This is a genomic window from Vibrio sp. R11-SG3-ISO9 (genome assembly GCF_059834255.1).
On the sequence record NZ_JCBDGU010000050.1, the window covers coordinates 58,576 to 73,391 of the forward strand.

Sequence of the window (14,816 nt, forward strand, 5' to 3'; positions counted from 1 at the left end):
ATGTTACAAGTGAAATCCGTTAACCAGTATTACGGTGAAAGCCATACCTTGTGGGATCTAGATATGCATATTCCAGAAGGCAAGTGCACCGTGCTTATGGGGCGTAATGGCGTCGGTAAAACCACCTTGTTGCAGTGCATTATGGGGTTGGTCAAAGTTGAAAGTGGCGACATCTCGCTCTCTGGACAATCCCTGTTGAAAACCGATGCAGAAGAGCGTCCAAGACAAGGCATTGGTTATGTACCGCAGGGGCGTCAAATCTTCCCTATGCTCACGGTTCAAGAGAACCTAGAGGTTGGATTGCCTATCCGTGACAAAGGCGATCGCAAGATCCCAGAGTTTATCTTCGAGCTGTTTCCGGTATTGAAAGAGATGCTGCATCGTCGCGGAGGCGATCTGTCTGGCGGTCAACAGCAGCAACTCGCGATTGGTAGAGCTTTGGTAGTCAATCCGAAGCTACTGATTCTGGATGAGCCGACCGAAGGTATTCAGCCGAATATTGTTCAGGAAATTGGCGACATTATCCGGATGCTTAATGAAAAAATGGGGCTAACGGTATTGCTGGTTGAGCAGAAGCTGCCGTTTGCTCGCAAAGTGGGTGACCGCTTTTGCATTCTTGACCGAGGCCGACAAGTAGCAGAAGGCGAAATGGAAGGCCTCGATGAAAAATTGATAAAGGAGTATCTCACGGTATGAGCGATGTACTTAACGCGATCTTGGAAGACGCACAGCCACTAGGAATGGCAATTGAAGAAGATGTAAGAGACGGCTGGCAAGCCAATTTGAATCTTACCTTTGCAGACCGTGGAGACAAAACCGTACTCAAACATCGTTATCAGTTGGGGCCACTTGCTGTGCAGAGACCTTTGTATCCTGATGGCAAAACCTGTCACAGCTACCTGCTGCACCCACCAGGTGGCGTCGTGGGAGGAGATACCTTAAATATTGATATCTCAGTAGAAAGCGGAGCGCACACTCTGATCACAACACCAGGTGCCACCAAGTTCTATCGTTCTAACGCCAAGTACGCCAAGCAGAAACAGATGTTGCATGTAGCTAAAGATGCGCGCCTTGAGTGGATGCCACAAGAGAACATCTTTTTTCCAGATGCGCACGTTCGCTTAGACACTGAAATCTACCTCGAAAAAGGTGCACAGTTTTGGGGTTGGGAGATGCACTGTTTTGGTCGGCCTGCACAAAATGAGGGATTTGAGCAAGGACACCTAGTTGGGAAAACCGAAATCTACTTAGATAACAAGAAATTGCTCACCGAAGGTTTTAACTTTCATGGTGGCGATAAGTTAATGATAAATATGGGGTTATTAAACTATCCAATGATGGGAACCTTCTATATTACCGCGGATGAGCCACAAGATTTAGAGTTGGTACAGAGCTTGCTCTTGTCTATTACACAGCAAGCTTCACTGCAACCTGTTCATTTTGGTTCATCGAGTAAGTCCTCATTAATTATGGGCGCGACACAAATTGAAGGGTTGATTGTGATCCGAGCTTTAGGTCATTGGAGTGAAGACATACTCCAAGCCTTTGGACAGATATGGCAAGCAACGCGCTCACACCTCTGTGGCTCCACCCCAGATTTACCAAGGATTTGGGCGACTTAGCGACCTGCCCATTTTTGTACCGAGGGTAGACTTCCAGCCCTCGGTACTTTTTTTCGCTTGCTGTGTGAAAAATTAACTTAGTTCAGAAGGAAAACGGGCTAAGTACCTAGACGAACAGTGGGCAAGTAAATGGAATTAACACCAAGAGAAAAAGACAAACTCCTCATCTTCTGCGCAGGTATGCTCGCGCAGCAGAGAAAAGACAAAGGCTTAAAACTTAACTATCCAGAGTCCATCGCACTGATCAGCAGTGCCATTCTCGAAGGCGCGAGAGAAGGAAAAACCGTCTCCGAGTTAATGGATTTTGGACGTACTCTTCTCACCGTCGATGATGTGATGGAAGGCATTCCCTCTATGATCCCCGACGTGCAAGTCGAGGCCACCTTTCCTGATGGCACCAAGTTGGTGACTGTTCACGAACCTATTGTGTAAGGAGAGTTCAATGGCCAGTTCCAATTCAAACTACAGCGGGTTTGTACCCGGAAAGATAGAGACCGCACCCGGCACCATCACCTTGAATGAAGGACGAGATACTGTCTCAGTTAAGGTCAACAACATCGGTGATCGTCCGGTTCAAATAGGCTCTCACTATCACTTCTATGAAGCTAACCCTTCGCTGATTTTCGAACGAGAATTAACTAAGGGCTATCGTCTAAACATCCCTGCTGGCACTGCAACCCGTTTTGAGCCAGGTCAGTCGCGTACTGTTGAGCTAGTGAGCTATGCAGGTGCAAGGGAAGTGTACGGCTTTCAAGGAAAAGTGATGGGTAAGCTTTAACGGTCAACACTACCCGAAGCATATAACCGTCAAAGAGACACAATAACAAAGGATTGATAATGGCGACGATATCCCGACAGGCATATGCCGAGATGTTTGGGCCAACGATCGGCGACCGCGTGCGTCTTGCAGATACCGATTTATGGCTAGAAGTAGAAAAGGATTACACCGTTTACGGTGACGAAGTGAAGTTTGGTGGCGGTAAAGTGATTCGTGATGGCATGGGACAGAGCCAGCGAGTGAGCGCAGAAACGCCAGACCTTGTGATCACCAATGCCGTTGTACTCGATTATTGGGGCATCGTAAAAGCCGATGTCGCGATTAAAGATGGACGTATTCAGGCGCTTGGTAAAGCCGGTAACCCTGATGTACAACCGGGGGTTGATATTGTGATTGGCCCGGGGACCGAAATCTTAGCCGGTGAGGGCGCAATCCTGACGGCTGGTGGCATTGATTCACACATTCATTTTATCTGCCCGCAGCAGGTTGAAGAGGCGTTGGCGTCTGGTGTCACCACTATGATCGGCGGTGGTACTGGCCCTAATACCGGTACCAATGCTACGACCTGTACTCCGGGTCCGTGGAACATGCATCGTATGTTGGAAGCCTTAGACGAATATCCAATGAACTTTGGCTTACTCGGCAAGGGTAACGCCAGCCAACCGGAAGCACTACGCGAGCAAGTGGCTGCGGGTGCGGTGGGCTTAAAGTTGCATGAAGACTGGGGAACAACACCTGCATCGATTGATACGTGTTTGAGTGTTGCTGATGAAATGGATGTACAGGTTGCGATTCATACTGACACCTTAAACGAATCAGGCTTTGTGGAATCGACACTCGGTGCAATTGGTGATCGCGTGATTCATACCTATCACACCGAAGGAGCAGGTGGCGGCCATGCGCCCGACATCATTCGCGCTGCTGGCGAACCGAATGTATTGCCGTCATCAACCAACCCAACAAGGCCTTACACCGTCAATACCGTTGATGAGCATTTAGATATGCTGATGGTGTGTCACCACCTTTCTCCGTCGATTGCTGAAGATGTCGCGTTTGCTGAGTCTCGTATTCGCCGTGAAACCATCGCTGCCGAAGATATTCTTCATGACCTTGGTGCTTTCTCGATGATCGCATCGGATTCGCAAGCAATGGGGCGCGTAGGTGAGGTGGTCACTCGCACTTGGCAAACCGCGCACAAGATGAAAGTGCAGCGTGGCAGCCTAGAGGAGGATTCAGACTACAGCGATAACTTCCGTCTGCGTCGCTACATTGCAAAGTACACCATCAACCCTGCCATCACTCACGGCATGGCGCATGAAATTGGCTCAATTGAAGAAGGTAAGTTGGCCGATCTTGTATTGTGGAAACCAGCTTTCTTTGGTGTGAAGCCAAGTGTAATTCTGAAAGGCGGCATGATAGCAATGGCTCCGATGGGCGACCCTAATGCCTCTATCCCAACGCCACAGCCTGTGCACTACCGTTCTATGTTTGGTAGCTCGGGCAAGGCAAGTCAAAACACCTCAATGCTATTTGTTTCTAAAGAAGCCAAGGCGCAAGACATTGATAAGCAGCTTGGGCTGAAAAGCCTGATTGGAGTAGTCAGCAACTGTCGCAACATCAGCAAAGCAGACATGAAACTCAACGATTGGATGCCGAAGATTGAGGTGGATTCACAAACCTATCAAGTACGAGCCGATGGTCAGCTACTTGAGTGTGAGCCGGCCAAAGAGCTGCCGATGGCACAGCGTTACTTTTTGTTTTAAAGAAAAATTATTTTAGAGAGCTCTTGATTTGAACACTCTTGTTTTAAGAGCTCGGATTTTAATTCTACGCCTTACACAAGGCTATGAATCTCATATGGAGGTGAGTAATAACATGATTGAACTAACTCAAATTCAAGCAGAGCAGAGCACGGCGCCCGATGGTTTTTTGAGCCTACCGATCGATAGTCGTATTAAGAGTCGTCTTAAAGTGACGCTCGATGATGGCCGCGATGCTGGTTTGTTTCTTCCTCGCGGACACATCCTACGTGGAGGCGAGCAGCTCACCAGTGAGTGTGGCTTAACGGTCGAAGTGAAAGCGGCACCAGAAACTGTTTCTACTGTGTACTGCGATGATGCGCACTTGCTGACTCGCGTGGCGTATCACCTAGGTAACCGACATGTTCCCCTACAAGTAGAGGCAGGCTGGGTTCGCTACCAGCACGACCATGTACTGGATGAAATGGTCGAGGGCTTGGGCGCAACAGTAACCACTGAAAAACAACCTTTTGAACCAGAAGGTGGGGCTTATGGTGGGCGCTCTGGCGGTCATCACCACCATCACTAACACATCTATTCCTAGATACAACCACGATTTAAATAACAATAAAGCAAGGATTTCGCGATGAACTTTAAATACGCTACTGGCTTAACGACACTAACAATCGCTTCGCTAACAACACCAACATTGGCTTTCGCTCACCCTGGACATGATCACGGCTCTCACTCATTTTTCTCTGGTCTAACGCACCCTGTTACCGGCGTCGACCATCTCATTATGCTGGTGGCATTCGGCATGTTGATTGGTGCGCTCTCTTATTCCAACAAGGTTAAATCCGCTCTAGTCGGTGGCGGTCTTGTCTCTCTTATGGCGGGTCTATTGGTCGGTCAAGCAATGGGCTTCTCTGTCGTGGTTGAGCCTGCGATCATCGCTTCTCTATTTGTCGTAAGCCTATGTCTATGGCATGTGTTTTCACCTTCAACGACTAAGGTCAACAGCGTACTGGCGGTTTCAATCGGTTTTCTATTCTTCCATGGTTACGCCCACGGAGTTGAAGCTGCGTCTGGTCTTGCACAGTTCGCGGCAGGCATGGGCGTAAGTGCTTTGGGGTTGATGGGCGTTGGCTATGTTGCAGGTAAGGCGCTGTATTCAAAATGGGCATCACTGGGTGTGGCTTCGCTAAGCGCGCTATTTTTAATGGCGGCCTAAATTGCCCCTAGGGAGATAAGCATGCAAGCAACAGCGAATGTCGCGAGCTATCGCCTATTTCAATTAATTAGCCCTTCATTACCAATCGGTGGCTTCACCTACTCTCAAGGGCTGGAATATGCCGTGGAAGCGGGATGGGTGACCAACCGCGATACGATGGAGCAGTGGCTGAATTACATGGCGAACTCAAGCGTCGCCACTCTAGAGCTGCCAATTATCGATCGACTCTATCTGGCATTAGAACAAGGCGAGCTCGATCAGATTGAGTACTGGTGTGATTTTTTGTACGCAAGCCGGGAAACCAGCGAACTGCGCGCGGAGGAGAAACAGCGTGGTTTGGCCCTGTTTACTCTGCTTAAGCGATTGGAGATTGATGTCTCTGTCATGGATTCAATCCAATCGCACCCTAATCAACTGTTGGGATTCTGCATAGCAGCAAGGCATTGGAAAATCAGTTTAGAGGATTTAAAGCAAGGCTACCTGTGGAGCTGGTTAGAGAATTTGGTCACTGCAGGTGTGAAGTTGGTACCACTTGGTCAAACCGATGGCCAGCTAGCACTACTGAATGTCACACAGCGATTTCCTGCGGTGATCAATCAGGCGCGAAAAATTGAAGAGTGGATGATTGGCAGTTTCACGCCTTCACTCTCGATTGCCAGCTCACTGCATGAAACACAATACACAAGACTATTTCGTTCATAGCGCAACGATGTAGTGGAAAGAATATAAGGAATAAGACTATGGAAAGTTATAAGCAACCGCTTCGAATTGGTATCGGTGGCCCAGTTGGCTCAGGTAAAACGGCACTGCTTGAGGTGCTGTGTAAGGCGATTCGTGACAAGCTGAATATCGCGGTCGTGACCAATGACATCTATACACAGGAAGATGCAAAGATTCTCACGCGAGCTGAAGCTTTAGAACCTGACCGTATCATCGGTGTTGAGACGGGAGGCTGCCCACACACCGCGATCCGTGAAGATGCGTCGATGAACCTCGCGGCCGTTGAGGAGCTGGCTAAGCTGCACAAAAACCTAGATGTGGTGTTTGTCGAAAGTGGTGGCGATAACCTGAGTGCGACGTTCAGCCCAGAGCTTGCTGACCTGACTATCTATGTTATCGATGTAGCGGAAGGAGAGAAGATCCCACGTAAAGGCGGCCCGGGTATTACTCGCTCGGATCTGCTGGTGATTAACAAGATTGATTTGGCACCTTATGTTGGCGCGTCGCTAGAAGTGATGGAGCAAGATACGCAACGTATGCGTCCAACTAAGCCGTTTGTGTTTACCAACCTTAAAGAGAGTAAAGGCCTAGACACCATCATCGACTTTATCGTGACTGAAGGCATGCTCACTCTTAAAGAGCCTGAAAAGACAAGCTAGTTATTCGCAGCTTCTGATAATTCCCCCATAAGTAAAAGCCCTATCAAATCTGATAGGGCTTTCTAATTAAGTACTGCTAAGTTGACTATGCTTTTGCAATCTTTTGGGTGACTTGCGATTCAATCACGCCATCTTCAACTTGCGTTTTGATCACTTCGCCAATATTCACATCTTCAATTGAAGAGACCGTCTGTTTAGAGGCTGAATGAGTGATGCTGTAGCCACGCTTAAGTGTCGCGAGGGGACTTACTGTTTCTAGCTTCTCTGCGGCCATTGCGAGCTGGTGGCGAGTGGTTAGCAGGGTTTTATCCATCGCATCTAACAGCTTTTGCTCAGAGCGTTGTAGATGCAGTTTCTGTTCGCCTAAGCGCTTAACTGGTGAGTGAAGCTGCAGTTGATGATGTTTACGCTCGACACGCTGTTGATGCTGCTTAAGGTATTGAGTCATCCCGCGGCGCAGGCGCATGTCTAGGTCATCAAGCTGCTGACTCTGTTTTTGCAGCTGGTAGCTTGGATGTTGCTTCTCTAAGCGGAACTTAAGCGCATGTGTCGATTGTGCTTGCTTCATCAATAGGTGACGAATAGCGCTGACTAAGCGTGCACGCTTGGCCGCAAAGGCCTGTTCTTTATGGCTGTTATCACGGCTCACTAACTCAGCCGCCGCTGATGGAGTAGGGGCGCGCATATCAGCAACAAAGTCAGCAATCGTCACATCCACCTCGTGGCCGACGGCACTGATGATTGGAATCTGGCTTGCGGCAATGGTGCGCGCAACGATCTCGTTGTTAAAGCACCATAGGTCCTCCAGTGAACCGCCGCCGCGGCCCACAATTAACACGTCACACTCATTACGCTCATTGGCGCGTCCAATTGCTTGAGCAATCTGAATCGCTGCTTCTTCGCCTTGAACCATGGTTGGGTAAACCACAACAGGCAAAGATGGATCACGGCGCTTAAGTACGTCCAAGATATCGTAGAGAGCGGCACCCGTTTTTGATGTGATGACACCAACACGCTTAGGGTGTTCTGGCAGAGGTTGCTTATTTGATTGAGCAAACAGACCTTCTGCAGCAAGGTTCATTTTGAGTTTTTCAAACTCTTGCTGAAGTCGACCATCGCCCTCTGGCTGCATGCTTTCAATGATCAGTTGATAGTCACCACGCGGCTCATAAAGAGACAGGCGGGCTTTGACCAATACTTGATTACCGTTTTGAGGCTTAAATGTCACTCGGCGGTTGTTACCGCGGAACATGGCACATTTCACCTGAGCACGAGAATCTTTAAGGGTGAGGTACCAGTGACCAGAGACAGGCGCTGAGAAATTGGAGATCTCTCCGACGAGCCAGACAATACCCATTTCATTTTCAAGAAGAAGTCGAACCTCTGCATTGAGGCGAGAAACAGTAAAGATGTTTGGATTGGTCATAGAGGCGCTATCTTTGTAGGACGGTCTTATGTCGTATCTCACAGGGCGTGAGTATGGAAGATAGCGGCAATATAATACATATCAAGGGGGTAAATGCAAATAAAAAATACAAAAATGTGTAGCCAAGCGATTTCCCCGTGCGTATAATCCCTCCGCAATATCTAATCCTAAGAGCTTCATTATGCGAAACGATGAAGCGGGATTTTTCTTTCTACCCCTCAATTGTGAGATATTGCAAATGCTAAGAATTGCCAAAGAAGCGCTGACATTCGATGACGTACTACTTGTGCCAGCACACTCCACTGTTCTCCCAAACACAGCTGATCTTCGCACTCAGTTGACTAAAAACATTTCACTGAACATCCCTATGATTTCTGCGTCGATGGATACCGTGACGGAAGCTCGTCTGGCTATCGCACTCGCGCAAGAAGGTGGCATTGGCTTTATCCACAAGAACATGTCTATCGAGCAACAAGCTGAGATGGTTCGTCAGGTTAAAATCTACGAAGCAGGTGTGGTTTCTCACCCTGTAACAGTAAGTCCTGATGCAACAATCGCTGACGTTGTCGCTCTAACTGAGAAGCACGGCTTTGCTGGTTTCCCAGTTGTTACTGAAACAAACGAATTGGTTGGTATCATTACTGGTCGTGACGTTCGCTTCGTAACAGACTTGTCTAAGAAAGTAGACGTAGTGATGACGCCTAAGTCGCGTCTAGCTTCAGTTAAAGAAGGTGCAACACGTGAAGAAGTGCAAGAGAAAATGCACGAAGCACGCGTTGAGAAAGTACTGGTAGTGAACGATGAGTTCCAACTAACCGGTATGATCACAGCAAAAGATTTCCATAAAGCAGAACGTAAGCCAAACGCATGTAAAGATGAGCGCGGCAGTCTACGTGTTGGTGCCGCTGTTGGCGCTGGCGCTGGTAACGAAGAGCGCGTTGCTGCTCTTGTTGAAGCTGGTGTAGACGTTCTACTTATCGACTCTTCTCACGGTCACTCTGAAGGTGTCCTAAACCGTATCCGCGAAACTCGCGCAGCTTACCCAGATCTAGAGATCATTGGTGGTAACGTTGCAACGGGTGCAGGTGCTCGTGCACTTATCGAAGCTGGCGTAAGCGCAGTTAAAGTAGGTATCGGCCCTGGTTCTATCTGTACAACTCGTATCGTTACTGGTGTTGGTGTTCCTCAAGTAACAGCAATCGCAGACGCAGCAGAAGTTGCTAACGAATACGGCATCCCAGTTATCGCTGATGGCGGTATCCGTTTCTCTGGTGACATCTGTAAAGCAATCGTAGCTGGCGCATCTTGTGTGATGGTTGGTTCTATGTTCGCTGGTACTGAAGAAGCACCGGGCGAGGTTATCCTTTACAACGGTCGTTCTTACAAGTCTTACCGTGGTATGGGTTCTCTTGGCGCAATGTCTCAAGGTTCTTCTGACCGTTACTTCCAGTCTGACAATGCAGCAGACAAACTGGTACCAGAAGGTATCGAAGGTCGTATCGCATACAAAGGTCGCCTAAAAGAGATCGTTCACCAACAAATGGGTGGTCTTCGCTCAAGCATGGGCCTAACTGGTTCAGCAACAGTAGAAGATATGCGTACTAAAGCAGAGTTTGTTCGTATCTCTGGTGCAGGCATGAAAGAGTCTCACGTACACGACGTTCAAATTACTAAAGAAGCGCCTAACTACCGTCTAGGTTAATCGCCTCCTTTAAACGTTTTATAGTGTGCCCATTAGAGGCACACTGTTTTATCTAGCTCTGTTTTTTCTCTATCTATAATAGTGATCAAACATTGAGTAAGAGAAAATTGACGAAAACGTTTGCTTTATTTCTTGAAGAGTTAATGAGAGGTGAGTAAACTCGCCTCCGTTTCATCACATAGCCAATAAGACTGCTTACAATGACTAAAAATATTCATGACCAACGTATTCTAATTCTAGATTTCGGCTCTCAATACACGCAGCTAGTTGCTCGTCGTATTCGTGAAATCGGTGTTTACTGTGAACTTTGGAGCTGGGACGTAGAAGAAGCGGATATTCGTGAATTCAACCCAGACGGCATCATCCTTTCTGGTGGCCCTGAAAGTGTAACGGAAGAGAACTCTCCACGTGCACCTCAATATGTATTTGATTCAGGTGTTCCTGTATTCGGTATCTGCTACGGCATGCAAACTATGGCTGAACAACTTGGCGGTAAAGTAGCAACGTCTACTGAGCGTGAGTTCGGCTACGCAGCAGTACAAGTAACAGGTGAATCTGCACTGTTTGCTGATCTGGAAGCATCCCAAGATGTTTGGATGAGCCACGGTGACAAAGTAGTAGAAATCCCAGCGGACTTCGTTAAAACAGGTGAAACAGACACTTGTCCTTACGCAGCTATGGCGAACGAAGAGAAGAAATACTACGGCGTTCAATTCCACCCAGAAGTAACACACACTAAGAACGGCATGAAAATGCTAGAAAACTTCGTTCTTAATGTATGTGGTTGTGAAGGCCTTTGGACTTCTGCTTCAATCATTGAAGATGCAGTTGCGCGCATTAAAGAACAAGTAGGTGACGACGAAGTTATCCTTGGTCTATCTGGTGGTGTTGATTCATCAGTCGTTGCGATGCTTGCTCACCGCGCTATCGGTGACAAACTAACGTGTGTATTCGTAGATAACGGCCTACTTCGTCTGAACGAAGCTGAGCAAGTTATGGATATGTTTGGCAACAAGTTTGGTCTAAACATCATCCACGTAAACGCTGAAGACCGTTTCCTAGAAGCGCTTAAAGGCGAGAACGACCCTGAAGCGAAGCGTAAGATCATCGGTCACGTATTCGTAGACATCTTCGACGAAGAGTCTAAGAAACTGAAGAATGCTAAGTGGCTAGCTCAGGGTACTATCTACCCAGACGTAATCGAGTCTGCGGCATCTAAGACTGGTAAAGCGCACGTAATCAAATCTCACCACAACGTTGGTGGTCTTCCAGACGATATGGAAATGGGCCTTGTTGAGCCTCTACGTGAGCTGTTTAAAGATGAAGTTCGTAAGATCGGTCTAGAACTTGGTCTTCCATACAACATGCTTTACCGCCACCCATTCCCAGGTCCAGGTCTAGGTGTTCGTGTTCTTGGCGAAATCAAGAAAGAGTACTGTGACTTGCTACGTCGCGCAGATGCTATCTTCATTGAAGAGCTTCACGCTGCAGACCTTTACCACAAAGTATCTCAAGCGTTCACGGTATTCCTACCAGTACGCTCTGTTGGTGTAATGGGCGATGGCCGTAAGTACGATTGGGTTGTGTCTCTACGTGCTGTAGAAACAATCGACTTCATGACTGCTCACTGGGCACACCTACCATACGACTTCCTAGGTAAGGTTTCTAACCGTATTATCAACGAAGTTGACGGCATTTCACGTGTTGTTTACGACATCTCTGGTAAGCCACCAGCAACAATCGAGTGGGAATAATCTCTCTCTGTTGATGTAATCGAGACAGGTTTGTCTTAGATTCTAGAAGCCTCGAACTCTGTTCGGGGCTTTTTGTTTTTTGGAGCCACTCCCCATAACGATTGAGACAAAATGAAGTGATTTATAAATTGTTAGTAAGCGACTCGCAGTTCTTTTCGATTTAACCGTTCGGCACTAGAGCCTTTTCATCGTGCCACATACTCTCTTATCGACGTTACTTATAAGAGAACAAACTATGTTAAACGTGAAACCAATAGCGCTCGTTTTGAGTGCGCTTTTTGTTGGTGGAAGCCATGCGGCGACCAATAGCCAACCAACCATGAACATCCAACCCGATCCGCAGAACCCGACTGGCTATCTTGTGTCGAGAGCCGACCTTGCAGCTGTAGAGCAATCCAAGGCTTCTGATCCTATGTATGCGATTTGGTCTCAAGCTCTGCAAACTCGTTCCAATACGATTGTTGAAGCGATTGAACCCGGTTCGCCTTCCAACCCTGACAACGTAAAGCGCGTTGAGCGTGTGTTCCCGCAAACTGAGTGGGACTTCCTAACGCAAATGGCGGCGCCAGAATACACTTATACCCGTTTTCTACGCGCGATTGGTAAGTTCCCTGCGTTCTGTGGAGAGTACACAGATGGCCGAGATTCAGATGCCATCTGTAAGAAATCCATCATCACCGCCTTCGCCCACTTCTCTCAAGAGACAGGAGGACACATCGCGATAGACAATACCTCTGATAATCCATTGGCGTTAGAAGAGTGGCAGCAAGCGCTAGTGCACGTGCGCGAAATGGGATGGTCTGAAGGCCAAGAAGGCTACACCACAGGCTGTGGTCAGAATGATTGGCAGAATGCGCGTTGGCCGTGTGCGGCGGGGCAGGGCTACTTTGGGCGAGGTGCTAAACAGCTTTCATACCATTTTAACTATGGAGCCTTCTCTGAGGTAATGTTCGATGGTGATGCAACGGTGCTTTTGAATAACCCCGGTTTAGTTGCAGACTCATGGTTGAACCTAGCTTCAGCGATCTGGTTCTTCTTAACGCCTCAAGCCCCGAAGCCAGCGATGCTGCATGTGATCGATCGTACTTGGACACCCTCTCAGCGCGAAATCGACGCGGGCATTGGCTATGGCTTTGGTACGACTATTAATGTGATTAACGGTGGTATTGAGTGTGGTGAGCAGAACAAAAATAAAGGCCAGCCTGTGAATCGTATCCGTTACTGGGAAGGTTTAGCTGAACACTATCAAATCCCAATTGAAGCGGACGAAAAGAACACTTGTTGGCAACAGACGCCTTACGGTAGCTTAAACCTCAACGGTGCGACAGATGTGCTTTACACCAACTGGGATGGTAACTGGAAATACTACGCCGATCGTCCAGAAGGCTTTTCATTTGAGTGTGAGTTAGTTGGCTTCCAAACCGCTTACTCTGCATTAGTACCGGGTGATTACGAGAAGTGTGTGACCAACTTTTATGGCTCTCATGCGAGCTGGCCAGAAGTGCGTGTGGTCGACAAGCTAGACCCGGTAGATCCTGGAACGAACCCGGGTGGTAATGGTTGGGATGCCAATAAGGTTTACAACTCTGGCGATCAGGTGACCTTTAACGGCGCGACTTATGAAGCGAAGTGGTGGACACAAGGCGATGAGCCTTCCGCTGGCGGGCCTTGGAAATTAATCGCTGGCGAACCAACACCACCAGTAGAACCCGATCCAACACCCGTAGACCCGCCAGTGACTGAGCCTCCGGTAACGAACCCTCCAGTTGAGCCACCTGTCACTGAACCACCAGTCGTTCCAAGCGAATTTACCACTTGGGAGCCGGGTGTTACTCAGGTGAGTGACGGTGAGAATGTGACATACCAAGGTAAGTGCTTTGTTGCGAAAAACGGCCCCGGTGTATGGGAGAGCCCAGTTCAATCAAACTGGTTCTGGGATGAGATTAGTTGTCAGTAAATTCAGTACTTGCTGAGCTAATTCCGTTTAAACAAGCCGGGCGTACGCTCGGCTTTTTGGTGGTTAGGAATAGATGCGGGATGTGAGTAAACGAGTAGCGAAAAGCGCGCTCTCTATTGCTCTTCGTATCTCTCATCTCGATACTCGTATCTTTATAAAAACGAGGTACGAGCGTAGTAGGGAATCTCTTTCCTTTGGGTATACCGACGGCCTTTATTAGATTCCAGACATCTCGTTCCTCGATTATGTAGTGACGATTAATCGGATAGATGCGGGATACGAGTAAACGAGTGGCGAAAAGCTCGCTCTCTATTGCTCTTCGTATATCTTATTTCGCTTGCTCGAATCTAAACACGTTCTTCTCATCCCGAATCTCGTTCACTCGCATCTAAAAAACACATACAAAACATGAATACTAAGCCCTGGATATAAAACTAATATTTCATAGGATCATTTATTCAACCTTAGTTTTCGATAACTGGATTACCTCAAAAACGGTTTATAGATTAAAATTTTCTTACAATTTTTATTGGTTTTGTTTAACCCCCTATTTGATAAAGGTAAATTCGCAATGTCGACCAAACTAGCTAACCCAGCGCCACTTGGCTTAATGGGTTTCGGTATGACCACTATTCTTCTTAATATTCACAACGCAGGTTTCTTCCCGATTGATTCGATGATCCTAGCGATGGGTATTTTCTACGGTGGTTTGAGCCAAGTGATTGTCGGCACAATGTGCTTTAAGCGTGGTGACACGTTCGGTACGACAGCGTTTACTTCTTACGGTCTATTTTGGCTGACACTGGTTGGTCTGATCGTAATGCCTTACATGGGCCTACCAGCAAGCCCAGCAAGCTTCATGGGTTGGTACCTACTACTATGGGGCGTATTCACGGGCTTCATGTTCATCGGCTCTCTATGCTACCCAGTAGCGAAGCAAGTAGTATTCGGTTCTCTAACGATTCTATTCTTCTTACTTGCTGCTCGTGATTTCACTGGTAGTGAGCTAATCGGTACCATCGCTGGTTTTGAAGGTATCTTCTGTGGCGCTTCTGCAATCTACTTTGCAATGGCTCAAGTGATCAACAACGAATACGGTCGCACAGTACTGCCAATCGGCGAGAAGAAAGCACCGCAAGTTGCAACACAAGAGATCGCAGCTTAAGACCGTTGTTTGGGAACAGATCTTAAGATACAGGAAAACAAAACGGGTTAGCCGAAATGGCTA

14 protein-coding genes are annotated in these 14,816 nt (G+C 47.8%); 13 read left to right on the plus strand and 1 reads right to left on the minus strand.

What is annotated here, in order from left to right; genetic code table 11:
* From urtE to ureG, 9 genes are all read left to right on the plus strand, one after another.
* The gene (urtE, locus tag AC6R05_RS18375) at positions 1 to 696 is read left to right on the plus strand and encodes an urea ABC transporter ATP-binding subunit UrtE (RefSeq protein WP_500648245.1); all 696 of its coding nucleotides are present in this window, start codon (positions 1 to 3) and stop codon (positions 694 to 696) included.
* Positions 693 to 1,622 carry an urease accessory protein UreD gene (locus AC6R05_RS18380; RefSeq protein WP_150895761.1) on the plus strand — a complete coding sequence of 310 codons (930 nt, stop codon included), beginning with the start codon at positions 693 to 695 and terminating at the stop codon, positions 1,620 to 1,622. Before urtE ends, AC6R05_RS18380 begins: the two co-directional genes overlap by 4 nt.
* 129 nt (positions 1,623 to 1,751) lie before the next feature.
* On the plus strand, positions 1,752 to 2,054 hold the full coding sequence (gene ureA / locus AC6R05_RS18385; protein WP_032551330.1) for an urease subunit gamma: 303 nt from the start codon (positions 1,752 to 1,754) through the stop codon (positions 2,052 to 2,054).
* Between the two features lie 10 nt (positions 2,055 to 2,064).
* Positions 2,065 to 2,400, plus strand: a complete 336-nt coding sequence (locus AC6R05_RS18390; RefSeq protein ID WP_150871128.1) for an urease subunit beta — start codon at positions 2,065 to 2,067, stop codon at positions 2,398 to 2,400.
* A 59-nt stretch (positions 2,401 to 2,459) separates the two neighbouring features.
* Positions 2,460 to 4,163, plus strand: coding sequence for an urease subunit alpha (ureC, locus tag AC6R05_RS18395; protein ID WP_500648246.1), 1,704 nt, complete (start codon positions 2,460 to 2,462; stop codon positions 4,161 to 4,163).
* Positions 4,164 to 4,275: 112 nt separating this feature from the next.
* Positions 4,276 to 4,728: an urease accessory protein UreE gene (gene ureE, locus AC6R05_RS18400; RefSeq protein WP_285401404.1), complete on the plus strand. Its 453-nt coding sequence runs from the start codon at positions 4,276 to 4,278 to the stop codon at positions 4,726 to 4,728.
* 57 nt (positions 4,729 to 4,785) lie between these two features.
* Positions 4,786 to 5,370: a HupE/UreJ family protein gene (locus AC6R05_RS18405; protein WP_500648247.1), complete on the plus strand. Its 585-nt coding sequence runs from the start codon at positions 4,786 to 4,788 to the stop codon at positions 5,368 to 5,370.
* A 21-nt stretch (positions 5,371 to 5,391) separates the two neighbouring features.
* Positions 5,392 to 6,072 (plus strand): urease accessory protein UreF, encoded by a 681-nt coding sequence (locus AC6R05_RS18410; protein ID WP_032551334.1) that lies wholly within the window; start codon positions 5,392 to 5,394, stop codon positions 6,070 to 6,072.
* Between the two features lie 38 nt (positions 6,073 to 6,110).
* Positions 6,111 to 6,749, plus strand: a complete 639-nt coding sequence (gene ureG, locus AC6R05_RS18415; RefSeq protein WP_008222792.1) for an urease accessory protein UreG — start codon at positions 6,111 to 6,113, stop codon at positions 6,747 to 6,749.
* A gap of 85 nt (positions 6,750 to 6,834) precedes the next feature.
* On the opposite strand, the gene xseA is transcribed toward ureG, so the two are convergent.
* Positions 6,835 to 8,175 (minus strand): exodeoxyribonuclease VII large subunit, encoded by a 1,341-nt coding sequence (gene xseA / locus AC6R05_RS18420; RefSeq protein ID WP_500648248.1) that lies wholly within the window; start codon positions 8,173 to 8,175, stop codon positions 6,835 to 6,837.
* A 238-nt stretch (positions 8,176 to 8,413) separates the two neighbouring features.
* Here xseA and guaB point away from each other — a divergent pair, with 238 nt between their 5' ends.
* The 4 genes from guaB (at position 8,414) to AC6R05_RS18440 (ending at position 14,753) form a co-directional block, all read left to right on the plus strand.
* Positions 8,414 to 9,877: an IMP dehydrogenase gene (guaB, locus tag AC6R05_RS18425; protein WP_150871141.1), complete on the plus strand. Its 1,464-nt coding sequence runs from the start codon at positions 8,414 to 8,416 to the stop codon at positions 9,875 to 9,877.
* A gap of 200 nt (positions 9,878 to 10,077) precedes the next feature.
* Positions 10,078 to 11,631, plus strand: a complete 1,554-nt coding sequence (gene guaA, locus AC6R05_RS18430) for a glutamine-hydrolyzing GMP synthase (RefSeq protein WP_032551338.1) — start codon at positions 10,078 to 10,080, stop codon at positions 11,629 to 11,631.
* A gap of 235 nt (positions 11,632 to 11,866) precedes the next feature.
* Complete coding sequence (locus AC6R05_RS18435) at positions 11,867 to 13,588, plus strand: chitinase (protein WP_500648249.1); 1,722 nt, start codon at positions 11,867 to 11,869, stop codon at positions 13,586 to 13,588.
* A gap of 571 nt (positions 13,589 to 14,159) precedes the next feature.
* The gene (locus AC6R05_RS18440; protein WP_032551341.1) at positions 14,160 to 14,753 is read left to right on the plus strand and encodes an acetate uptake transporter; all 594 of its coding nucleotides are present in this window, start codon (positions 14,160 to 14,162) and stop codon (positions 14,751 to 14,753) included.
* Positions 14,754 to 14,816 lie beyond the last annotated feature (63 nt).